15 protein-coding genes, 2 pseudogenes and 1 riboswitch are annotated in these 23,107 nt (G+C 39.3%); of the genes and pseudogenes, 10 read left to right on the top strand and 7 right to left on the bottom strand.

The window, feature by feature from the left end:
- Positions 1 to 97 precede the first annotated feature (97 nt).
- Positions 98 to 754, top strand: a pseudogene (eda, locus tag BN67_RS12975) (bifunctional 4-hydroxy-2-oxoglutarate aldolase/2-dehydro-3-deoxy-phosphogluconate aldolase).
- A gap of 613 nt (positions 755 to 1,367) precedes the next feature.
- Here the strand turns inward: eda and BN67_RS15040 are convergent.
- Both BN67_RS15040 and BN67_RS09800 read right to left on the bottom strand, forming a co-directional pair.
- Positions 1,368 to 1,550: pseudogene (locus tag BN67_RS15040) on the bottom strand (hypothetical protein); the annotation flags it as partial.
- A 265-nt stretch (positions 1,551 to 1,815) separates the two neighbouring features.
- The gene (locus BN67_RS09800) at positions 1,816 to 2,646 is read right to left on the bottom strand and encodes a ferredoxin--NADP reductase (protein WP_019223920.1); all 831 of its coding nucleotides are present in this window, start codon (positions 2,644 to 2,646) and stop codon (positions 1,816 to 1,818) included.
- A 623-nt stretch (positions 2,647 to 3,269) separates the two neighbouring features.
- Here BN67_RS09800 and alr point away from each other — a divergent pair.
- Positions 3,270 to 4,391 carry an alanine racemase gene (gene alr / locus BN67_RS09795; RefSeq protein ID WP_019223919.1) on the top strand — a complete coding sequence of 374 codons (1,122 nt, stop codon included), beginning with the start codon at positions 3,270 to 3,272 and terminating at the stop codon, positions 4,389 to 4,391.
- Positions 4,392 to 6,305: 1,914 nt separating this feature from the next.
- On the opposite strand, the gene gcvP is transcribed toward alr, so the two are convergent.
- Genes gcvP through gcvT form a run of 3 tightly spaced genes read right to left on the bottom strand, consistent with a single transcriptional unit; the run spans position 6,306 to position 10,600 of the window.
- A complete protein-coding gene (gene gcvP, locus BN67_RS09775; protein WP_026088277.1) occupies positions 6,306 to 9,101 on the bottom strand; it encodes an aminomethyl-transferring glycine dehydrogenase in 2,796 nt (931 codons plus the stop codon).
- Between the two features lie 5 nt (positions 9,102 to 9,106).
- Positions 9,107 to 9,475, bottom strand: a complete 369-nt coding sequence (gcvH, locus tag BN67_RS09770) for a glycine cleavage system protein GcvH (RefSeq protein WP_019223916.1) — start codon at positions 9,473 to 9,475, stop codon at positions 9,107 to 9,109.
- Between the two features lie 6 nt (positions 9,476 to 9,481).
- The gene (gene gcvT / locus BN67_RS09765; RefSeq protein ID WP_026088276.1) at positions 9,482 to 10,600 is read right to left on the bottom strand and encodes a glycine cleavage system aminomethyltransferase GcvT; all 1,119 of its coding nucleotides are present in this window, start codon (positions 10,598 to 10,600) and stop codon (positions 9,482 to 9,484) included.
- 151 nt (positions 10,601 to 10,751) lie between these two features.
- A riboswitch (glycine riboswitch) is annotated at positions 10,752 to 10,850 on the bottom strand.
- Positions 10,851 to 11,288: 438 nt separating this feature from the next.
- On the opposite strand from gcvT, the gene BN67_RS09755 reads away from it, so the two are divergent.
- The 3 genes from BN67_RS09755 to BN67_RS09740 all read left to right on the top strand — a co-directional run bounded on the left by BN67_RS09755 (position 11,289) and on the right by BN67_RS09740 (position 15,037).
- Positions 11,289 to 11,951, top strand: coding sequence for an LON peptidase substrate-binding domain-containing protein (locus BN67_RS09755; protein WP_019223914.1), 663 nt, complete (start codon positions 11,289 to 11,291; stop codon positions 11,949 to 11,951).
- A gap of 13 nt (positions 11,952 to 11,964) precedes the next feature.
- Entirely contained in the window at positions 11,965 to 12,171 is a 207-nt protein-coding gene (locus tag BN67_RS09750) for a Trm112 family protein (protein WP_019223913.1), read from the top strand.
- Positions 12,172 to 14,005: 1,834 nt separating this feature from the next.
- Positions 14,006 to 15,037 carry an aspartate-semialdehyde dehydrogenase gene (locus tag BN67_RS09740; protein ID WP_019223912.1) on the top strand — a complete coding sequence of 344 codons (1,032 nt, stop codon included), beginning with the start codon at positions 14,006 to 14,008 and terminating at the stop codon, positions 15,035 to 15,037.
- Positions 15,038 to 15,205: 168 nt separating this feature from the next.
- Here BN67_RS09740 and BN67_RS09730 read toward each other — a convergent pair whose 3' ends face one another.
- Positions 15,206 to 15,832, bottom strand: a complete 627-nt coding sequence (locus BN67_RS09730; protein WP_019223910.1) for an SH3 domain-containing protein — start codon at positions 15,830 to 15,832, stop codon at positions 15,206 to 15,208.
- Between the two features lie 537 nt (positions 15,833 to 16,369).
- Between BN67_RS09730 and BN67_RS09725 the strand changes: the two genes are divergently transcribed.
- The 4 genes from BN67_RS09725 to BN67_RS15260 all read left to right on the top strand — a co-directional run bounded on the left by BN67_RS09725 (position 16,370) and on the right by BN67_RS15260 (position 20,298).
- On the top strand, positions 16,370 to 17,188 hold the full coding sequence (locus tag BN67_RS09725; RefSeq protein ID WP_019223909.1) for a MetQ/NlpA family ABC transporter substrate-binding protein: 819 nt from the start codon (positions 16,370 to 16,372) through the stop codon (positions 17,186 to 17,188).
- A 67-nt stretch (positions 17,189 to 17,255) separates the two neighbouring features.
- Complete coding sequence (locus BN67_RS09720; protein ID WP_019223908.1) at positions 17,256 to 18,293, top strand: methionine ABC transporter ATP-binding protein; 1,038 nt, start codon at positions 17,256 to 17,258, stop codon at positions 18,291 to 18,293.
- Positions 18,286 to 18,954: a methionine ABC transporter permease gene (locus tag BN67_RS09715; RefSeq protein WP_019223907.1), complete on the top strand. Its 669-nt coding sequence runs from the start codon at positions 18,286 to 18,288 to the stop codon at positions 18,952 to 18,954. Before BN67_RS09720 ends, BN67_RS09715 begins: the two co-directional genes overlap by 8 nt.
- A 1,212-nt stretch (positions 18,955 to 20,166) precedes the next feature.
- Positions 20,167 to 20,298, top strand: coding sequence for a hypothetical protein (locus BN67_RS15260; protein WP_019223906.1), 132 nt, complete (start codon positions 20,167 to 20,169; stop codon positions 20,296 to 20,298).
- 19 nt (positions 20,299 to 20,317) lie between these two features.
- On the opposite strand, the gene BN67_RS09700 is transcribed toward BN67_RS15260, so the two are convergent.
- The gene (locus BN67_RS09700) at positions 20,318 to 20,797 is read right to left on the bottom strand and encodes a MaoC family dehydratase (RefSeq protein ID WP_019223905.1); all 480 of its coding nucleotides are present in this window, start codon (positions 20,795 to 20,797) and stop codon (positions 20,318 to 20,320) included.
- Between the two features lie 167 nt (positions 20,798 to 20,964).
- On the opposite strand from BN67_RS09700, the gene BN67_RS09695 reads away from it, so the two are divergent.
- The gene (locus BN67_RS09695) at positions 20,965 to 22,296 is read left to right on the top strand and encodes an NAD(P)H-dependent oxidoreductase (RefSeq protein ID WP_019223904.1); all 1,332 of its coding nucleotides are present in this window, start codon (positions 20,965 to 20,967) and stop codon (positions 22,294 to 22,296) included.
- Positions 22,297 to 23,107 lie beyond the last annotated feature (811 nt).

Raw genomic sequence — 23,107 nt, 5'->3', positions numbered from 1 at the left:
CGTTTTATTCAATTTCAAGGTTTATCCATTTACTCTCTAACATATTGTGCTTAATCAAACTATATTAATCAGCATCATTTTTAAGAGAAAAAACTCCATGTGCCAAAAAATAACTCAGCTTTTATCGCTTCTCCAGGAACAAAACGTCATACCTGTTTCGCGCATTGACGATCTAGAAAGTGCAATACCCTTAGCACGCACTCTTGTCAAAGGTGGACTAAAAACAATTGAAATCACCTTGCGAACCCCAATTGCATATGAGGCAATGAAAGCAATTCTACAAAAAGTCCCTGAAGCAATTGTTGGAGCAGGAACAGTTCTTAATACAACACACTAGGAACAAGCTAAATGCGCCGGTACAAAATTTATCGTAAACCCTAGATTATCAAGCGGATTGATTGATTGTGCAAAAAACAGTGAAATTCCTCTTCTCCCCGGTGCAATAACACCAAGCGAGTTAATGGAAGCATGGGATAAAGGTTATTCATATTTGCAATTTTTTCTTGCGGAAACAGCGGGAGGAATGCACTTCCTTCAAGCCCTCGCTTCCCCTTTCTCTCAAATCCAGTTTTGCCCAACAGGTGGCATAACACCAAAAAACGCAGCACAATGGCTTAAGCTTTCTAACATTTTTTGCATTGGATGTTCCTAGATAGCGCCCACGAAACTGATTACAGCGGGTGATTGGGAGGCTATCCATTCATTAGCCCATGCAGCAACACAATTATCTCCTCACCCCACAAAAACAACATAAGACGCAGAAAGGCACATCCCCCCTCAACAAACCAAAAGACTCGAACATCTTTGCAAAGCCTTTCAATATCATGGAACCACAAATCATCATAAGATCTTCATCAAAAGAAATCTGGGAGAAACTTATCGTTTTAAAAATCAAAGACCACTCTTCACCAAAACTGCAAAAAAGCAGTGTTTTTATCCAACGAAAGCGTACTCAACAACATAGAACGTAGGTACATTGCGTTACACATTCACGGGGTATTGCACATTCACGCGCTTATTTATAAAGAGACTTCTCTTCATGCTCGCAAACCCATTTCGCGGCGGTGTTTTAATGAATTGTATAACGATAAAGCCACTAAGCACCACTATATTCACTCTGATAAAAGGACAAACCAGTACACTATCATTCTTCTCTTTACCAGCTCCCCATAATATATTACTCGCCTCATGGTGAGGCATATTTACGAGCCTAGAATGTTGTAACACCCCTTGCATAAAGACAATTCATGAAGGGTATTTTTCCTCTTTTCTTCTCTTGTCTTTACCCTCATGCTAACCTCACTTATGGCGTACAAGCCAAGTGAACAAAATTTCTTCAACATCAAGGGGGTTGAAATGAGAGAGTTTTATAATATTCGGTCCACTGTTTCATAAGTGAATAACGAAAGGTTATCCTTATAAATCAATAGAGTGTTATTATTGACATCATCAACAAGCCCAAAAGATTCGCACATCTTTGTACAGCCTTTCAACATCGCCATGGAACCACAAATCATAACAAGACCTTCATCTCGAAAATTTCTCGGTAAATAAGCCCTGCAAAATCAAAGAGACTCTCCACACAAACCACAAAAAACAGTGCTCTCATCTCCCAAAAGCGCGTTCTACAACATAAGACATAAGCGCATTATTGGCATCCTCCACAAAGCCGAAGGCCTCACACATTTTCGCACAGTCCTTCAAACCACCATAAAACCACAAATCATAACAAGACCTTCATCTCGAAAGTTTCTCGGTAAATAAGCCCTGCAAAATCAAAGAGACTCTCCACACAAACCACAAAAAACAGTGCTCTCACCCTACAAAAGCGCGCTCTACAACATAAGAGGCAGGTGCATTATTAGCCCCCTCAACAAGCCCAAAAGATTCGCACATCTTTGCACAGTCTTTCAACATTGCCATGGAACCACAAATCATCACGCGATCGTCATCTGGAGAAATTCTCGGTAAACCTGTTGTCTCAAAAAAAGCACTACTTTCCATAACAGTTGTAATGCGCCCCATATGCTCGGAAGTTTCACGCGTGGTCATAGGATAAAATTTCAATTGTTGTGCATATGCGCCAATAAGTGGATCTTGTTGTAAAGAGGTCACAAGCTCTTTGGCATAGTTAAGCTCATCTCGCTCACGCGTTGTCTGAATAAGCACCACTTCTGAAAATTTTTCATAAGTTTCCGGATCACGAACAAGACTTGCAAAGGGCGCAACCCCCGTCCCTGTTGAAAGAAGATAGAGACGCTTTCCAGGAATAAGAGCATCAAGAACCAACGTTCCCGTAGATTTCTTACGCATGAGAACTGTATCACCAATTTTAATTTTTTGAAGGTGCTCAGTTAATGGCCCCCCTGGAACTTTGATAGAAAAAAACTCAAGTTGTTCATCCCAAAACGGACTTGCGATTGAATAAGCACGATAAACCGGCTTTTCTGCATTTGGTAAACCAATCATCACAAACTCACCTGAACGAAAACGAAAGCTTTCCGGACGATTCAGACGAAATTTAAACAAACGGTCTGTGTAGTGACAAACTTCCTGAACAGTAAGCGCAAATACATTTTCAGGAATTGGGAAATTTGATGCAACGCTGCTGATGTTTGACTGAACCTTTGTGGCAGACGTATTCATAAAACCCTTCCTTATCTTTATTCGACAGAGACTCAAATTTCAAAAGTGATATAATGTCTGTGCAATTATCTCAATATTTCTCTTCAGAAATAAACCACTCAATGAACGCTTTAGCATAAAAGACAGTTCAATAAACAAACCATAAAGCATAGTAAGCAAGCATAAAAACGTCTGATGAAAAACAGGTCCAATACCATCTTTAGCAGCATAGAGTTAAGAATGTGTTTTCCTCCTGCTTCATTTAAAATATCTCAATCTAAATCCCGAAATACCAAAAAATTTTCATGATTGGCTTGTATGATACTCTTTAAGCAATATACTTCAAGAATGATAAGTCTTCTTTATGATAGAGACATCAACCATACGCTTACAAAAAACTATTGCTTCCATTCGTTATATATTACGACAATGCACAAAAAAAGCCATTCTCTTCATTGTATAAACATTCACTTCATCGTATAAAGATCAGTCGATGTATACAAAAAGATTACCAACATAGCACAGTATTTAGCACCAACTTGTGGAAATCATAAACAATATTCGCATCTTCTTCCCATTATAGAAGCATATATGCAACAAACGAAGGGAAGTTCATATCTCACCAAAAAAGATAGGATCTCAAAATGCAAAAATCCGTTCATGATGAAGCAAACACCTTACCACCTTATGCAGCTGTAGCAACCATTGATGTGCGTGCCATTGTTGCAAATTACACAACTTTGGCTCAACATGTTACCCCAAGCGAATGTTCAGCGGTTGTGAAAGCGAATGCTTATGGATTAGGTGCTGAAACAATTGCGCCTGCACTTTACCAATCTGGTTGTCGTAGTTTTTTTGTAGCCCAAATCGAAGAAGCACTTCAATTAAAATCGATTTTACCTTCAAATGTTACGATTGCCCTTCTTAATGGACTTCCATATATGATGGAAGAATTTGTTGCACAATCTGGTATTATCCCTGTTCTAAACTCTTGGAATGCTATCGAAAGCTGGCAAACACTTTGTCATAAAAAGAATAAAAAACTCCCAGCAATTGTTCAGATTGACACCAATATGAACCGATTAGGACTTGATCAAAAAGAATTACAACAACTCATAAAACAACCTACGCTTTTTGAAAAAGCGGATATAAAATATATCATAAGCCATCTTGCGAATGGAGAAGATGCCACACATCCGTCTAATGCTGCACAATTGGCCTCTTTCAAAACTGCACTTTCACAACTCCCTCCCTGTAAAGCCTCGTTTGCCAACTCTGGAGGTATTTTTCTTGGACAAGATTTTTATTTTGATCTCGTTCGCCCAGGCATTGCACTTTACGGAATTAGTCCTTGCAAAAAACACCCAATATCCTTAAAATCTGTGTTAAAACTTGAAGCGCAAGTCATTCAAAGCCGCTCTGTTGATGCTGGAATCCCCGTCGGTTATGGAGAAAGCTTTATAACCAACAGACCAAGCACTCTTATAACCATTTCCACGGGCTATGCAGATGGCTGGTTGCGCGCTCTTTCTAATAAAGGTTCTGTTTATTTCAATGGATACAAACTACCCATTGTTGGATCCATTTCCATGGATTCTCTCATCGCTGACGCTACCGACCTTGCCCATAAAAAGCCTCAACGAGGCGATTGGGTAGAACTCATTGGAGCACACCAAACCCTTGAAGACGTGTCTCAAGATGCCAACACCATTCCTCATGAAATTCTGACGTCTCTAGGCCCCCGCTATAAACGCATTTACATTTAAATGATGATGGATTCTTGTTCTTCATGAAAAAGTAAAAAACAGTGTTTCCCAAAAAAAGCTCTCATACGCAAATCTTTTTAAAATGTCTAACGCTTGTGCAAAACAGAACACAGCAAAACATCAACGCTGCTCTTCCCCTCTTCTCACACAAGAAGGTACAAGCCGACACCATCATACTATTTACCAGCATATGGGTGTTGCGACAGCCCTTGCATGAAGACGGTTCATGAGAGACATTTTCCTTTCTCATTTTACCCATATGCCAACCCCGCTCATGGCGTAAAACCACGTGAATAAAATTGATTCAACATAAAGAGGTTTGAGATGAGAAAATCTTATGGGTATTTGAGGTTATGATTCAAGGTGAAAAACGACAAATAATCATTATAAATAAAGGTCTTGAAAATAAAACATAACACCAGTTTTCAATGTTATAAATTGACTTTGCTAAAACTACAAAACTTTGCTGAAAATCTTTCTCTTGACAAACGAAGAGCTATCTTCTTTACAAATTAATATGTAAGAATTGCCCCTTAAACTTTTAAATCGATTCTCTATAAGGAAAAAACAAGTACCACCATGCATATTTTCCAGCTTTAAAATCTTTTTGTAGCCACTTTTGCATGGTGACAATTGATAAGGAACAATTTCGTTTTTTCTCAAATGATCTTTATTCCCCACACAAACTCCTCTTAGGTAGCCTACAAAAAAATATTCTTATGATTTTAAACCCAAGAAAACAAAATGGCTGAATTTAGCACCCTCACCCAAACATACAGGAACAATAAATCATTTTGACAAATCGATACGTTGTAACGTCAATGCCTCAATCATGTTGCAATGTTCCTCTAGAAACTATGATTTTATCAACTTCCCCCATTGAGCATATTAATGCATTGACATTTCCCATGAAAATCTATCAAGTATGTGCGAGAATATGCAAGTTTTTTGCTTTTATTAAAGATCTGAACAATACACCTACACTTCATGTTGCAAAACACATTTTTATAGAATGAAAAATAATTTTGCTATTGCTTGCATAAAAAGTTCTGCCTCTTCAAAACAACCCATGAACGAGATGAACAATGCAAAAAGCTTAATCTCTTTACAATAAAATCCTCTCATTGGCATATATGCATAACAATTGAAGTTTTATCCTATATCCACGCGTGAATCGTCCAAATGAAGTAATATTACGGATACTATGGAGAAGAGCACTGTTCTGAAATAATCCGTTTACCCCCAAATTCCCTCCGATAAAGATCGGATGTTGATGTGTGTTTTCCAACGTAGAATAACAGTTTTTCGTTCACCATTAAAACAGTATCACACACCATGAAAACACTAAAATTGACTATTTTACTGATCTCAGCATACAACACCATAAAATAAGATGTGAAAATTTTAAATGGGCTTTCATGATGAAATTCTCCCAATAATTGCCCCCAACAAAATTGATTAACCCATAGCATTTATAGAAAATATGGAAGAAAAAAGTCAAAAACAATCAATATGTGGCATCACCCGTGAATAAGAAGGGCTTTCTTCCTCACATCATAGAGATATGCACTCTCGCAAGTCATTTTATGCACCGTCAAAACAGGATGAGAGAACAAAAAAACTCCAGCCTCTCATCGCCCACCTCTCTATCATAACAAATTTTTATAACGATTTCTAACGGTTATAAATTCTATAATCCGTGCAAAAATGCGAAACAAAACTTTTCAATGCATCTCTATAAAGGGCAATAAGATACAATATTTTGATCAGCATCCTCTCATCATTTTTTGAAATCTGCTAAAAAAACTATTCAAAATTTTCATCATATAAAGAGAGAAAGCAGATCAAAAAGCCCACATATTTTATGTGGGCCTTCCAATGCAATCCAATAGATTTAACAAAATAAAAATAAATTTAATATGTATTTCCTAATGGCGGGCAAGAACAAATGAGCGTTCTATCTCCGGCAACATTATCAATACGAGAAACAGGAGGCCAATATTTATCTGCTGGATCAAGAGAGCTGTTGGGAAAAGCAGCGATTTTGCGCGAATAGGGACGAGCCCAAGTATCATCAACTGTGTCACTCAATGTATGTGGTGCATTGACCAAAGGATTATCGTCTTTTGGCCAAACGCCTGCACCAACTTTCTGTGCTTCTTCAGCGATAGCAAGCAAAGCATCACATAAACGATCAATTTCTGCTTTTGGTTCTGACTCTGTTGGCTCAATCATCAAAGTTCCAGGAACCGGAAATGACATTGTTGGCGCATGAAACCCGTAATCAATCAAACGTTTTGCAATATCATCAACACTCACTCCATACTGCTCTTTTAACACGCGGGTATCAACAATACATTCGTGAGCAACCCGCCCATGTTTACCTCGATAAAGGATAGAATAAGCCTTTGAAAGACGTGCCGCGATATAATTGGCATTGAGAATCGCTGTTTGCGTTGCATATTTCAAGCCATCAGCCCCCATCATGCGAATATACATCCACGTAATAACGAGAATGGAAGCACTTCCATAAGGCGCTGCTGAGACTGCATATTCCGTTCCATCTTGTTCATGTCCTGGTAAAAATGGCTTGAGATGCTCTGTTACCCCAATCGGACCAACACCAGGACCACCACCGCCATGGGGAATGGCAAATGTTTTATGAAGGTTCATATGACAAACATCTGCCCCAATATCTGCCGGACGAGAAAGCCCAACAAGCGCATTCAAATTAGCGCCATCAAAATAAACTTGTCCCCCATTTTCATGGATAAGAGAGCAAATTTCCCTAATACTTTCCTCATAAACACCATGGGTTGAAGGATAGGTGATCATGAGAGCTGCTAACTTGTCTTTGTGCAATTGCGCTTTCATTTTGAGATCATCAATGTCAACATCACCATCACTCAAGCATTTCACCACAACAACTTCCATCCCCGCCATATGCGCTGAAGCTGGATTAGTACCATGTGCTGAGGCAGGAATAAGACAAACTGTGCGTTGATGTTCACCCCGTGATTGATGATAGCAGCGAATTGCCAAAAGCCCCGCATATTCACCCTGAGCACCAGAATTTGGCTGAAAAGAAACTTGCGCAAATCCTGTAATCTCACACAACCACGCATTGAGCTGATCAATCATTTCCAAATAACCAGCCACATCCTCTTTTGGAACAAAGGGGTGTACCTGCGCCACACTAGACCAACCCAAAGGCATCAATTCAGCTGCTGCATTAAGCTTCATCGTACAAGAACCAAGCGGAATCATCGCCCGATCCAACGCCAAGTCCTTATCTGACAAACGACGCAAAAAGCGCATCATATCTGTCTCTGAATGAACCGCATGGAAAAAGGGCTGAGAAAGAAAAACAGCCTCACGCTCTTTACCAAAAAGCCGTGGCGAAGCCTCATCAACCAATTGAGCCCCCAAAAGCTGTGCTAAAGCACCAGCATCTTCCTCTGTTGACAATTCATCAAAGTTAATTGCAATTGTATCGTCATCAAGCACACGGATAAGACGCCCACCTATCCTTGCTTGGCGCGCAATCTTTCGCGCTTTTCCCTTCACAACAACACTGATACAATCAAAAAAGTTTTCTCCTTCACAAGAAACACCCGCGGACTCTAAACCAGCAACAAAACGACATGTTAACTGATGAATTCGCTGTGCAATTTCCTGTAAGCCTTTTGGTCCATGCCAAACAGCATAAGCTGTTGCCATATTTGCTAACAAAGCCTGTGCGGTACAAATATTCGATGTCGCTTTATCGCGCCGAATATGTTGCTCACGTGTTTGCAATGCTAAACGAAATCCCACACGCCCTTTTGTATCCACTGATTGCCCTACAATTCGCCCTGGAATAAAACGGGTTAAAGCCTCACTGACAGCAAGGTAGCCAGCATGTGGCCCCCCAAATCCCATTGGAACACCATAACGCTGCATAGAACCAACAACAATATCAGCCCCCCATTGTGCTGGAGGTTCCATAAGAGTAAGGGCTAAAGGATCTGCAACAACGATCACCAGCGCTCCTTTTACCTTTGCCTCTTTAATAACTTCGCTATAGTCGTTAAAAGAGCCTTTAGTATCAGGCCAAGACAAAATAATTGCAGCTGTATCAACATCAATTGCGCCACCCTGATTGATCTGAATGCCTTGTGTTTCAGCACGCGTTTTTGCAACACTCAAAACCTGAGGGTGTAAAAGACTTTGAAGAGAAATTTTTGTTTTTTTCTCACGTGTAAAGCGCACAGCGACTGCATTGGCTTCAGCTAAAGCCGTTGCCTCATCAAGAAGAGAAGCCGCAGCCACAGGCAAACCGGTCAGTTCACTCACCAATGTCTGAAAATAAAACAAAAGCTCTAAACGTCCCTGGCTAATTTCTGCCTGATAGGGTGTATAAGCAGTATACCACGCTGGATTTTCAAAAAGATTTCGCAAAATAACAGGAGGCACAAATGTTCCATGATAGCCTTGCCCAATGAAACTTTTATGTCGCTGATTACGCCCCATTATGCTGGACAATTCTTCTAACGCTTGCCCCTCACTTGCTGCTTTTGGAAGATTAAGCGAACGTCCCAAATGAATAGAATGTGGGACCGCTTGAGAAACTAACGTATCAACACAATCAAGTTCCAAAACATCCAGCATTTTCTGTGTTTCATCAGGACGAAGCCCGATATGGCGAGAAAAAAAATGACGCTCTTGCATAGCACTCATCCAATCAACGCTTTATAAGCAGTCTCATCTAACAACCCTTCCAGTTGCGTTACATCCTGCAATGTCATTTTCCAGAGCCAACCTTCTTTTTCGGCTTTCTGGTTTACAAGTTCGGGACTAATTGCCAAAGATTCATTAATTTCAACAATCTCACCATCAAGGGGTGCATAAACATCTGAAGCAGCTTTTACAGATTCCACAACAGCAACAGCATCTCCCTTGGAAATTTTCGTTCCAATTTGTGGCAAATCAACAAAAACCAAATCTCCTAACTGCTCTTGAGCATAATAGGTAATCCCAACGGTCACTACTTGTCCTTCAACATACAGCCATTCATGATCTTGGGTAAAATAAACTTTAGACATCAAAAATTATCCTTTAAAATAACGTTGTTCAACAAATGGAAGTGGATGAACCGCCAGTGATATCTTTTTGCTACGCAACTCCGTAAAAACTTCCGTCCCCTCAGCCTTACAACCAATAGAAACATACCCCATCGCAACCGGACCATCAAAAGAAGGACCAAAACCACCAGATGTTACCACCCCAATCTGATGTCCTTCATGATCGAAAAGCAGCGCACCTGCACGAATAGGCTGACGCGTTTGCGGTTTTAACCCAACACGACAACGAGCAGGCCCTTTTTGAAACGCTTCAAGAAAAGCCTTTGCTCCGTAAAATTGCGCTTTTTCTCGAACATTTTTAGGAACAGCCCACGTTAATGCAGCATCTATGGGCGTTGTATCAGGCGTAATATCATTCCCATGCAAACACAACCCTGCTTCCAGCCGAAGACTGTCACGCGCGGCAAGACCAACCCATTCGATCCGAGAATCGCTGAGCAATTTTTCAACCAATGCATGCGCGTGACCTTTTGGAAGAGCAATTTCAAAACCATCTTCTCCCGTATAACCAGAACGCGTTATAAACCAATCTTCTTGCGGTTCGAACCCTTGCATAAACACCAGCTCATTTCCGGGTAATCCAGCATCAGTCATCACTGCTGCTGCGTCAGGACCTTGAAGAGCAAGCAAAACTCTCTCAAGAGCAGTCACTTGACATTCAAAATTAACAACACGCTTTTCAAGCTCTGTAAGAACAACCTGCGCATTCCCGGCATTCGCAACCAGCATAAAACGGCATTCTGCCAAACGCGTAATAATAAGATCATCCAGAATACCAGCCTGCTCATTAAGCAAATAATTATACCGTGACTGGCCAATCTTTAGAAGCGCAGCATCAAGCGGAAAAGCATAGGATAAAAACTCCACTGCTTGTGCCCCCTCAACAGCAATTAATTTCATATGAGAAATATCAAAAAGACCTGCATGTGCACGCGTATGAAGATGCTCTTTTAAAACTCCAAGAGGATAAGTCAAAGGCATTTGCCAACCAGCAAAAGCGCCAAACTTTGCTCCCGCTTTTTCATGCATCTCATGCAAGGTAAGTCTTTTTAAAGAAGATGTCTCGAATTCTTGTGATATAGCCATAATATCTCCAAAGCCGTACTCATACCAAATATGTGCCAAACGACACAGTATCTGATTATCTTTGCACCCCTCTGTCACAAACCTGAGAGACTCGCGAAAAAACTTTCGCTTACACCTTCGGCGCGGACTTTCCGACTTTCCAGATATGCCTTTTCCTTTTACGGTCCTAGAGCCTGAGAGATTACGGGCCACTTTCCCCTTCGGCGTCAGGCGCAAAAACTTGCATCCTGCACTCTCCCACAAAAGAATGAAAGAAACAACAACGCTCTTTCCAACATATCTTGTCTATAACCTATCTTGATCCTTCTGTCATTAGTAAAAGTAATGAGGATGCTCTCATTTTTAAACTTGCATAGACTGTTTTAAAAGACTTATAATGGTTTCCCTTTAAACATTTCCTCAATAATCTCTTTCAGGAAATGAAGAAGGAAAGATTGCAAAAGCCACAACAAAAACGCGATTTGAGAATACTGTAAAATTTTGCATACTTAAAAAAGAATGGAGCAATACCCTCCTTCGCAAAATTTCAACGACCGCGACGGAGATTGAGGTATTCTTATTGTAGGTTAGTGATCATCTCATAGAGAAGATGTTAGTTTTTCTCTTTTAGATTTTTGTCTCTAAAGAGTAACATAAATGACAACGATTTGCAGAATAAACTTTATCGAATAACGGTTACGGAAGACTTATGAAAGCTGGCAATATCCACTATAATTGCGAAAATGACCTCCCAAAGCAAATTGCTCTCTTTCCCTTAGAAGGTGCACTCTTACTGCCCGGTGGTTTTTTATCGCTCAACATTTTTGAACCAGCAGCACTTGAAATGGTTGAAAACGTCATGTTATCTGACCGTTTGCTAGGAATCATTCAACCCCTTACATCAAAGACAGATCTCTTCCCCGCACAACTTTACAAAATAGGGTGTATAGGGCGTATCACAAACTATAATGAAACAGGAAATGGGCAACTTTTTATTATATTACAAGGCATCTGCCGCTTCACATTAGAACAAGAATTGGTGAATACAAAATCCTACCGCACTGCCCTCATCCGATCGAACATAAAAGACTTACAAGAGCCCGATCTTTCAGAAAACATTAATCGAGAAAACTTACTGAGTATTGTGGAAAAATACCTCATTATCCATGAAATGGAATATAATTGGAGCAGCATTATACAAGCACCGACCCCTCTCTTGGTTAATGCTTTTTCAGCACTTATTCCCTTTACACCAGAAGAAAAACAAGCACTCTTAGAAGCTCCAGATATTGAAATCCGTGCCCAAACTCTGCTTGCTTTAACAGAACGTTCACTGATGAAACAAACAGGGGTAGATTATCATTTAAACTAATAAACGCAAAAACATGAAGAAAATGACCACTGATCCTAAAATGCTTGAACTGCTTGTTTGTCCCATCACAAAAAGCACGCTCTCTTTAAACCGAGAAACCCAAGAGTTAATTTCACGCAAAGCAAAACTTGCCTACCCTATCCGCGACGGCATTCCCATTATGCTTGCCTCAGAAGCACGCCCACTGCACGATGATGAAAAAACAACACATAAAGAATAAACAATTTTGCCTCTAAAAACACAGTGATCTATTACTTCTCCATCAAGAGGATATTCTTTTTACTTTACCCAGTTTTTTAAAAAACTTTTTCTCTTTGAGAAAAGGAGTGCAACAAACGAAAATCCGCATTCACTTTGTTATCCTCCCCATTTATTCACTTCTCATCTCACAATAACTCTTACCCCAACCTCATAATCACTCTTGCCCCCATGTCATCATATTGCGTATCCTGCAAAAATTTTGCCAGAAAAACGTCCCTAATCTCAAGTACTTTTCTCCCTATAAGATCCCACTTTTGTAAGTGTGAAACGAATGACTTTAATTAATCATCATAAAAAGTTGGAAATGAGTAAATTTTACGAAATTTACGGCTCTCACTCAAATCTCAAATATACAAAAAAAATAAACAATCACTTATCAACCAAGATATTGCAGCAATTGAATCCCAGTTTTAAACAAAACAAATGATTTTCAATGAACATAAAAAATGTAAAAAAATAACCCTCTGTACAAACCTATAATTTTGATTATATCAGCAGAAATCAATAAGATATAGAAACTCTCGAACGCAAAAATAAACGGACTTTACGGACATTGCAGATTTTTCGAGAGCTCTTATGCAATCCAAATATTATTATATCCCTCAAATATAGCTAATATAACAAATATAATAAACAATAAAAGCAAGAAGCTGTTTCACGCTCAATAGTTCTAAACACCCAAATACACCAAATATAAATGCAAGAGTGCTCGTGCTATGAGCTATGAGCTATGAGCTATGAGCTATGAGCTATGAGCTATGAGCTATGAGCTATGAGCTATGAGCTATGAGCTATGAGCTATGAGCTATGAGCTATGAGCTATGAGCTATGAGCTATGAGCTATGAGCTATGAGCTATGAGCTATGAGCTATGAGCTATGAGCTATGAGCTATGAGCTATGAGCTATGAGCTATGAGCTATGAGCTCATGGTGCTTAAAAGTGCAAGCTAAAATCTACATTTTAGTGATATTTTTGTGGAAAAAAACTGCTTTAAGAAAAGCGTAATGAGAACCTCTCAAAGCCTATGAGACACTCCCCGCCATTTTCCAACACATCAAAAAATAGGAGAAAAAATTGAAACGTTTGGAAAAAGAATACTCGCGCATTATAGCTCATCGATATATAAAATATTCTTCGTCCTTTTTTTGCTCTGATATCTCAAAAAAAGAAAAGAGAGATCATCACTATAACATTAATATTGAGCAAAATAAAATTTTGAACTTTTCAAGTGTCAATATTTTAAAACACGAAAACAAAAGGCAATCTTACAATTGACTTCTAATGAAAATGGAAAACTCTTAAGTTTATAATGCCAAGACTTTCTTAAAGAAGAACCTCTCTAAGAGGAAATCAAGAACGATACAACCCAATGCCCCCCAATAAAAAGTGAAAATAACACGCAAAAATCATAATTATCCTTTTATAAGAATATTATGATAGAATAAAAACTTAAATAAACAGATAAAATTTCACCAATACGATTCCTCATGCAGCCATTACAAAATACAAACGTTCTCACGAGAAAGAATTGACAGAAGATAAAGATTTGACTAGATTGAGGCACTGTCAAAAATATCTTCATGCGGTTTGACATAAATTCAAATTTTCTCAATTCTTAGAGATTCAGAAGGGCAAGACATTCAAGATGAGCTGAACTCTTGTATCGCAAGTTGTAATTTTCGTACATTAAAGAGTGTTTCTGAAAATTAATAAATGGTTACCCTTGGTTAACTCGCTCTCTCCTAGGTATAGCCCAGAGTAAGAAGTGTGGAGAGAAGCAGGAGTATAAAAAATGAGTTTTAAAGTCGCAGTTGTCGGCGCAACTGGAAATGTTGGTCGTGAAATGCTAACAATTTTAGAAGAACGCGGTTTTCCTGCTCATGAAGTGGTGCCCTTAGCATCGCGGCGCTCTTTAGGACAAGAAGTCTCTTATGGTGATAAAACCTTAAAAGTCAGAGCGCTTGATACTTACGATTTTTCTGATACGGATATTTGCCTCATGTCTGCAGGGGGGAGTATTTCTAAGGAATATGCTCCTAAAATCGCTGCTGCTGGCTGTGTGGTGATCGATAATTCCTCCACTTGGCGCTATGATGCCAATGTGCCCTTGATTGTGCCTGAAGTTAATCCAGAAGCTATTGGAACGTTTTCCAAGCGCAATATTATTGCAAATCCTAATTGTTCAACCATTCAACTTGTCTTAGCATTAAAGCCTCTACACGATGCCGCAACCATTAAGCGCGTTGTTGTCTCTACTTATCAATCGGTTTCTGGCGCTGGAAAAGAAGGGATGGATGAACTCTTTGAGCAATCACGAGCAGTCTTTGTTGCAGATCCAATCTCATTAAAAAAATTTACCAAACGTATTGCCTTTAATGTCATTCCCCATATCGATGCTTTCATGGAAGATGGATATACAAAAGAAGAATGGAAAATGACTGTTGAAACAAAGAAAATCCTTGACCCTAAAATAAAATTAACAGCCACTGCTGTTCGTGTTCCTGTCTTTATTGGTCATGCTGAAGCGGTTCATGTTGAATTTGAAAAACCACTCACTGCCCACGAAGCACAAGAACTTCTGCGCAGTGCACCAGGCTGCCAGGTTATCGATAAACGTGAGAATGGCGGCTATATATCCCCCTATGAGAGCACTGGTGAAGATGACACCTTTATTAGTCGCATTCGTGAAGATATCACTGTTGAAAATGGTTTAGCTTTCTGGGTTGTTGCTGACAATCTCAGAAAAGGTGCAGCATTAAATACTGTTCAAATTGCTGAAACACTGATTTCTCGTCATTTAATAACGCCCAAATCAGCAAAATAAAAACAAACGAGCCAAATGAAAGGGCAGTATAGCGTCCTTCACTTCATACTGCCCATATTTCTTTTCTGCCTTTTTAATGTCCGCCTTTTGAAGGGCAACAATTTTGCTTGAGGAATAAGCCTTAAAAACTCCGCAGAATATGCCGCCCACATTTCTCTTTTTTTATTTCTATGGAGCAGGATAAGTCACAACACGGTAGCGCGTTTCGTTGCGTTCAAAATTTCTGAAATTAACATCATGAGGAAACATGGGATTATAAGCATTTACGTGCTTTACAGAAACGCCGCGCGCTTTTTTTGATGGGTTTAAAATTGTTCGTTCATCCCTTTTTTTTACCCCTGTAGAATCAACGATTATGTCCGTTTTATACAATTTTGGCACTTGTCTGCGTATTTTTTGAGGCGTTTTAAGGTTTTTAAATCTGGGAACAACCTGTTTCACTGTTTTCTTTTGCGTTTTCACCATAGACTCTGATTTCATATGCTTATTTTTAACAGTAACGGTGGGGATATTATTAACGTTTAAATAACGTGCGGACGCCCACCCAGCCTTTCCGTTATAATGAAGAAAACACCAAGATTTATGAGGGAGACAGCCATTAATTTGCACCTTTGCTCCCACTGGGATTGTTTCAATAACTTTATAAGATGTTGCTGGTCCTGTGCGAAAAATCACTTGGCCCGATGCTACGCGAGCAACTGTTCCAGCAAATCCATGAGAAGCAGACATTCCTAGCCCTGCCCCTCCCAAAGTCAATAACAACAGTGTTGTTGACAAGAAACTTTTTCTGAACATTATTTTTCTTCCTCTCCAAAGTGTGAAGGCAAAATCTTTGCCTTTGCAAAAATTTGCCGCATTTAAGTCAAATTATGAGTCATTCTTTGTCTTCTCAAAGATCCACCACATTTCGAGAAAAACTCTCTTATTGTTCTCCCCTAGCATCTACAGTCTATTGTTTTGATTGCACAATATCCTCCGCATGAATTTACGATAAATTTGGAGTATTTACTGCTTTGAAAACAATTACCTAGCCGTTTGGTATTTCAACCAATCGTACCTTAAAGAAGTTTTGAAAGCGCCTTTTGTTCCCTCAACAAATTTCGCAAAAAAAGAATTTACGCATTGAATTTTGAAGACATCTCACTAGAAAAACCCCACTAGAAACCGAAAATGTTTTCCCAAAACGTGGGCGCATAAATAAAAAGAATATTATTTTTTAAATAAAAACAATTGAATATTCTATAAAGCTTCTATACTGTCACCTCTTCCTAAAAAGAAATAATTCAATCTTTTTTCAAAAATCCTTGGAAAAGAATAAGGGAGGCTTCATACATGACCTTAAAAACATTATCCAGGAAGACCATTATCGGATTACTCCTTTCTCTTTTTGCATTCTTCCTCTCATCCCCCTTTTCCATGGCGACGGACAAATCAAAGATTAAACTTGGCATTATGGAAGGGCATGATGCGGTTATCTGGAAAATCGCTGCCGAGCAAGCTAAAAAAGCTGGTTTAGAGATTGAACTTGTTTATTTTTCTGATTACGCTCTGCCTAACGATGCTGTTAACGCAGGAGAGATTGATGCAAATGCCTTTCAGCACGCCCCTTATCTTCAGGAACAAATGAAACAACGTGGTTATAAACTTTCAATTGTAGGCTATACATTTATTGCCCCGATCGGTGTTTACTCGCACAAAATCAAAGAGTTAAAAGAACTTCCTGATGGTGCACAGGTTGGTATTCCCAATGACCCATCCAATGGCGGAAGAGCTCTCCTTCTTCTCGATTCTTTAGGTCTCATTAAGCTAAAGGACCCCCATGATATTCTCGCCTCCCCTCTTGATATTGTTGAAAACCCTAAAAACCTGCAAATTCGTGAATTAGATGCCGGTATGTTAGGGCGCGCAATTGATGATTTTGATGTTGCGATTATCAACACCAACTGGGCGATTGTCTCCGGATTAGACCTACAAAAAGATGCAATCGCATGGGAAAAAGCAAAAAATAACCCCTATGATAATATCATCGTCGCACGGACAGACAAAAAAGATGAGCCATGGGTAAAAAAATTGGTTGCTGCTTACAACAATGACCTTATCCGTGCAAAAATCAAAGAGGTTTTTGGTGCAACCACTCAAACATCTTGGTAATTGTGTCCCAATATCTCAGTAGTTGTATCCAAACGTCTTGATAATTATGCCAAACATATAGGTCATTATGAATGAAACAAACGCCCTTATCTCCTTAAAAAATATCAGCCGTTGTTTTAACAAAACGGCTGGTATTCCAGCAGTTGATAATCTCTCTTTGAATATCCATGCAGGCGAAATCCTTGGTATTATTGGACGCAGTGGAGCTGGAAAATCTACACTTATTCGCTGTTTAAATGGATTAGAAAAAATTGACTCGGGATCTATTTTCTTTGAGGATGTAGATATTTCGAATTTGTCGGAGTCTGAATGGGCGCCTTATCGCCAACGTATTGGAATGATTTTTCAACATTTCAATCTTTTATCATCAAAAAATATTCTTGATAACATTGCATTGCCGCTTAAACTCATAGGCACCCATAAAAAACAACGCCGCAAACGTGCTCTTGAACTCATTGAATTGGTGGGATTATGTGGGAAAGAATATTGTTATCCAGCAGAGCTCTCAGGAGGCCAAAAGCAACGAGTTGGAATTGCACGCTCTCTTGCTGCTAATCCTAAAATATTGTTATCAGATGAGGCAACATCTGCTCTTGATCCAGAAACAACACAGTCCATTCTAGAGCTTCTTGCTGATATTAACAAACGCCTTAATCTCACAATTGTGCTCATTACCCACGAAATGGAAGTTGTACGCACTATTGCGCACCGTGTTGTTGTTCTCAACCAAGGACGCATTGTGGAAGAAGGACGGGTAAAAGATATTTTTACATCACCACAAAATGATACAACCATTGCGATGCTTAAACTTGTCACTCCACAACTTCCTGAAAAATTTGCGAAAAATCTTAAATCTATGGGCAAAGAAGCTGTCGTTGAAATCAATATTGCAGGTGAAATTGCCCAACAGCCTTTTCTTCATCTTCTAGAGGATGAAAGTGGTTTAAAAGCACGTATTTTGCATGGTGGCATTGATACTGTCCAAGGTGAAACCATTGGGCGCCTCTTCTTAGCACTTCCTGGACAAGATAAAGAATCCTTAGACAAAGCTGTTCAATGGCTCACGGAAAAAGGGCGATATTGTGAGGTTTTAGGTTATGTTTAATGTTCTCATTCATGAACTTCCCCACGCTGTTATTGATACACTACTGATGACGTTCAGTGCTTCCTTGATGGCACTTATTATAGGGCTTCCCCTTGGTCTTCTGCTTTATACAACGGCACGCGGAGGGATTTTTGCCTCACCCCTTATTAATCGCCCTTTAAGCATTATTATTGATAGTCTTCGTGCCATTCCTTTTATTATTCTTGCGTTTTACCTTCTCCCTGTTACACGGATCGTTGTAGGAAGGGGGATAGGAATGCCTGCCGTTATTTTTATACTCACCATTTCAGCAACGCCTTTTTATGCACGAATGGCGGAACTCTCTTTTAAAACCGTTGAAAACGGCCTCACTGAAGCTATCCGCTCCATGGGTGCCAGTCGTCTGCAAATTATCAGACATGTTCTTATTCCCGAAGCGCTGCCTAGCCTTATCACGGGTTTTACAGTCATGATTATTTCTCTTATTGGCGCCACTTCACTTGCTGGATATCTCGGTGGAGGTGGTTTGGGGGATATGGCGATCCGTTATGGTTATCAGCGTTATAACACCTCTATCATGACATGTGTCATCATCCTTTTGATTGTTCTTAATGTTGTAACCCAATGGTCTTCTGATAAAATTGTACGAAAATTAGATAAAACAAAACATTCAAACAATTGATAAATTGCATAGACTTTTCGCCAACCATTGCCACAATAAGCCGCCAAACCGTGAGAGCTGGTTTTTGATAAATAATCAATAACAGCGGATGAAATACCGTATGGTGCGGGGATAAGCCAGCACCATCATTCTCTTGATGCTCTCCATATATCTACCAATGCATATTGATCAAACCATGGGTGTTGCGACAGCTCTTGCATGAAGGCGATTCATGAGAGGTATTTTCCTTCCCTTTTCTCTCATTCTTATCCCTACGCCCCCCCCCTTTATGGCGTACAAGCCAAGTAAACACAATTGATTCAAGATAAGAGGAGTGAAAGGAAAAGTCTTATGGGTATTCGGGGTTATGATTCAAGCTGCATAAAGACAAATCATAATTATGAATCAATAGGTTGACGTATAGAGAATAATCAAAAAAATAAGAACGTGTGTTATGATGAGGGCATTATCATGGCTGACAGCTATAGGGAGTTTTGATGTTATTGAAACAATACAAGAGAGAGCAAATTTTCTTTGAAAAGAAAGAGGAGGTTCTTCGGGGTGTTTTATTGTGCAGAGTGAAATGTCTTTATATTTTATGCAAAAGACAGTGCCTTAGTTTGCATGGGTGATAGACGATCATCAACAGATAGATGTTGATGAGAAAAGGGTAAAAAACGCTTTTGAGTGGTGTTTTTGCTTTATGTTTTACATAATCTCTTTTATCGAATTTGGATGAGGCTTTAGCTTAACGTGTGAGGCATTTTCAGAGTTTGAAGATATCATCATGCGAGATCATAATGATTTTGATCAAGTATATTTTATGATTCTTGTAAAAACAGGTGTATGGGTGAGCGTTTGTTTTGTTTTCAATGATATTGAAATCTTTTTTTATTGTTGAGGCGCTTTCCATGATAGTGTCATGGTGGAAATGAAAAAGTTTGAAAGATTCACTTTTTATGTTGCTGCTTTATTTCGGGTAAGTAGAGAGAGCACCATGAAACAAAATATAAGAGAAAAGACGCTTAATATAAAAAGCAATATATTGATTTATAACAATAATTTTTCGTTATTTCCTTATAAATCATAACCCCAGAATACCCATAAGACCTTCCCTTTCACCCCCCTTTATCTTGAATCAATTGTGTTCACTTGGTTTGTACGCCATAAAGGGGAGCATAGGGGTAAGAATGAGAGAAAAGGGAAGGAAAATACCTCTCATGAATCGCCTTCATGCAAGAACTGTCGCAACACCCATGGGTTGATCAATATGCATTGGTAGATATATGGAAAGCGGGTAAATATAACGATAGTGCCGGCTTAGTGCAGCCCAACAATCTTCTGATGAAAACTGTACGAAAATAGAATAAAATATGCGTGCAATTTAGCAATTTGCAGACTTTTCACCAACCATTGCCACAATAAGCCACTGCGCTGTGAGAGCTGGCTTTTTTAATTGTTCTATTTCCACCGTAACATCATAATGGAACACAACCCGACTAGAAGGACGAATCTCAGCATCATTTAAAACAAAACGCGCACGCACCCGCACACCTGTTTTTACTGGGCTCATAAAGCGTACTTTATCAAAACCATAATTAATCCCCATTGTTGTACCTTCCAACTGTGGAAGTGTCTCATAAGCCAAACTTGACAAAAGGGATAATGTTAAAAAACCATGCGCAATTGTCCCACCAAAAGATGTTGTTTTAGCCCTTTCCTCATCAACATGGATCCATTGATGATCATCTGTTGCGCATGCAAATTGATTAATCATATCCTGTGTCACAAGACGCCATTGAGAGACTCCCACTTCTTTCCCAATAAAATTGGCAACATCTTGTACAACTATTTTTTTTTGCATAACGCTATTCCTGTTTTATTTTATAAAAGCATTCAACCCCTCTTGCCTTTATAAACCCCATTGATTAGAGCATCAAAAATATTAAAGACGAATTGTCTTAAAAGCAAACGCACTTTATAAAGGAAAAAATACCTTTTTAAAAAGTAATTTTCAAATGGGAAAAAATAATGGCAAGCAATGTGAGCCTAACAGGTTTAGCGCATGATTTGAAGCAACGCGCAGAAAGCCACCCCCCTATTCGTATTGGACTCATTGGCTGTGGTGAAATGGGAACAGATTTACTCTCAAGCGTCACACAAATGGAGGGCATAAAGGTTGCAGCCGTTGCCACTCGAACACCCTCACGTATTTTAGAGGCTGCTCTCTTAGCCTATGGTGAAGAAGGACATGTGTGTGAAATTGAAAATGCCCATGCCCTCACAAAAGCCATTGAAAAAGGGGTGATTGCAGCCACAAGCGATATTGATCTTGTCTTACGCCATGAGCAAATTGATATTATTGTTGATGCAACAGGACACCCTGAAGCTGGCGCAGAAATTGGTTTCAAAGCACTTGAAAACAACAAACATCTTGTCATGATGAATGTTGAAGCAGACGTTACAATTGGTGCTTATTTAAAACATGAAGCTGATAAACGAGGTCTCGTTTATACCCTTGGCGCTGGTGATGAACCAACGTCTTGCATGGAACTCATTGAATTTGTTTCAGCCCTTGGACACAAGATTGTTGCGGCTGGCAAAGGAAAAAATAATCCTCTTATCTTTGATGCGACACCTGAGGCTTACGAAGAGGAAGCACTACGACGTAACATGAATGTTCGCATGTTGGTAGAATTTATTGATGGTTCTAAAACAATGGTTGAAATGGCAGCCATTGCCAATGCAACCGGTCTTCTTCCCGACTGTCCAGGAATGCATGGACCACAAGCAGCACTTCAGGATTTAAGCAAAATGCTTATCCCACAACAAGATGGTGGTCTTTTAACGCAATGTGGGGTTGTGGATTATTCAACAGGTCCAGGAGTTTCCCCAGGTGTTTTTGTCATTGCAGAAATAGCACATCCACGTCTGCGCGAACGTATGGAAGATTTAAAAATTGGTCAGGGACCTTACTTTACCTTTCACCGCCCCTATCATTTAACAGCTATGGAAGTCCCCCTAACCTGTGCACGGGTTATGCTCTATGGCAAAAAAGATATGGCACCCCTTAACCAACCTGTCGCAGAAGTCTGTGCTGTCGCTAAGAAAGATTTATACCCCGGTGATCAGTTAGATTTCATCGGTCTTTATAGTTATCGCGCTTGGATAATGAACCGTGCAGAAGCACGCACTCAGCAAGCTATTCCTTGTGGTCTCTTGGAAAAAGCAACAGTAACAGCTGAAATTAAAAAGAATGAACTTATTACAGTCCATAATGCTACCATTCGGGAAGATCAATGGATTGCACGTCTTCGTGCCAAACAAGACCTCTTGCTGAATTGTTTCAACACCAACGCATGAAAAAGCTACTTCTTTGCGGCCTCTTAGAAAAAGCAGCAGTAACAGCTGAAATTAAAAAGAATGAGCTTATTACAGTCCATAATACCGCCATTCGGGAAGATCAAACAACACAATACATTGATTCATAATGATGAATGTCGTTATACAACTTGAATCACAACCCCGAATACCCATAAGATTTTCTCATCTCAAACCTCTTTCTATTGAATCAATTTTTTCACTTGGCTTGTACACCATAAGCAAGATTGGCATATGGATAAAATGAGTGAGGAAAGGAGGAAAAACACCTCTCATGAACCGCCTTCACGCAAAGGCTGTCGCATTTTATGCGTTGGTCAATAGACTATAGGTTGGTAAATATATCATGAGCTGGTAAAGAGAGTGATTGTGCTAGCTTGTACCTTTATAAACATGAAGATGGTAGTGCTCAATGGATTGCACGTCTTCATAGCAAACAAGACCTCTTGCTGAATTGTTCTAGCACCAACGCATGAGAAAGCTACTTCTTGCCTCGTTCAAGTAAACAAATTATTTTTATAAATATTGCTTATTATTTTATAATAGAAAATAAATTTATAATATGTGTATTTATAAAATGAAAGCTCTCTTATGACAAGTTCATAAAAAACGCAAAAAATAAATCACTCCCTTATACAATGCCTATTCACGGGCTTGTTTTAAAGAAATATCTCTGAGAGCTCGCAATCCCATTTCACGGCAGTGCGTTAATGAATTGTATAACGATAATCCATTGAGCACAACCCCTTCGCGCATAAGCAAGATATTGATTTATATAGATAATTTATCGTTA

Source organism: Bartonella rattaustraliani AUST/NH4 (assembly GCF_000312565.1).
Classification (GTDB): domain Bacteria; phylum Pseudomonadota; class Alphaproteobacteria; order Rhizobiales; family Rhizobiaceae; genus Bartonella; species Bartonella rattaustraliani.
The sequence above is the reverse complement of the archived record's forward strand: the minus strand, read 5'-3'. Positions and strand labels throughout refer to the sequence as shown.

What these genes read in the sequence shown, in the direction of transcription:
- gcvP (WP_026088277.1), bottom strand. Translation starts at nt 9,101, where the DNA reads ATGCAAGAGCGTCATTTTTTTTCTCGCCATATCGGGCTTCGTCCTGAT.
- alr (WP_019223919.1), top strand. Translation starts at nt 3,270, where the DNA reads ATGCAAAAATCCGTTCATGATGAAGCAAACACCTTACCACCTTATGCA.
- BN67_RS09695 (WP_019223904.1), top strand. Translation starts at nt 20,965, where the DNA reads ATGGCAAGCAATGTGAGCCTAACAGGTTTAGCGCATGATTTGAAGCAA.
- BN67_RS09720 (WP_019223908.1), top strand. Translation starts at nt 17,256, where the DNA reads ATGAATGAAACAAACGCCCTTATCTCCTTAAAAAATATCAGCCGTTGT.
- BN67_RS09715 (WP_019223907.1), top strand. Translation starts at nt 18,286, where the DNA reads ATGTTTAATGTTCTCATTCATGAACTTCCCCACGCTGTTATTGATACA.
- BN67_RS15260 (WP_019223906.1), top strand. Translation starts at nt 20,167, where the DNA reads ATGCAAGAACTGTCGCAACACCCATGGGTTGATCAATATGCATTGGTA.
- BN67_RS09740 (WP_019223912.1), top strand. Translation starts at nt 14,006, where the DNA reads ATGAGTTTTAAAGTCGCAGTTGTCGGCGCAACTGGAAATGTTGGTCGT.
- BN67_RS09730 (WP_019223910.1), bottom strand. Translation starts at nt 15,832, where the DNA reads ATGTTCAGAAAAAGTTTCTTGTCAACAACACTGTTGTTATTGACTTTG.
- BN67_RS09800 (WP_019223920.1), bottom strand. Translation starts at nt 2,646, where the DNA reads ATGAATACGTCTGCCACAAAGGTTCAGTCAAACATCAGCAGCGTTGCA.
- BN67_RS09750 (WP_019223913.1), top strand. Translation starts at nt 11,965, where the DNA reads ATGAAGAAAATGACCACTGATCCTAAAATGCTTGAACTGCTTGTTTGT.
- BN67_RS09755 (WP_019223914.1), top strand. Translation starts at nt 11,289, where the DNA reads ATGAAAGCTGGCAATATCCACTATAATTGCGAAAATGACCTCCCAAAG.
- gcvH (WP_019223916.1), bottom strand. Translation starts at nt 9,475, where the DNA reads ATGTCTAAAGTTTATTTTACCCAAGATCATGAATGGCTGTATGTTGAA.
- gcvT (WP_026088276.1), bottom strand. Translation starts at nt 10,600, where the DNA reads ATGGCTATATCACAAGAATTCGAGACATCTTCTTTAAAAAGACTTACC.
- BN67_RS09725 (WP_019223909.1), top strand. Translation starts at nt 16,370, where the DNA reads ATGACCTTAAAAACATTATCCAGGAAGACCATTATCGGATTACTCCTT.
- BN67_RS09700 (WP_019223905.1), bottom strand. Translation starts at nt 20,797, where the DNA reads ATGCAAAAAAAAATAGTTGTACAAGATGTTGCCAATTTTATTGGGAAA.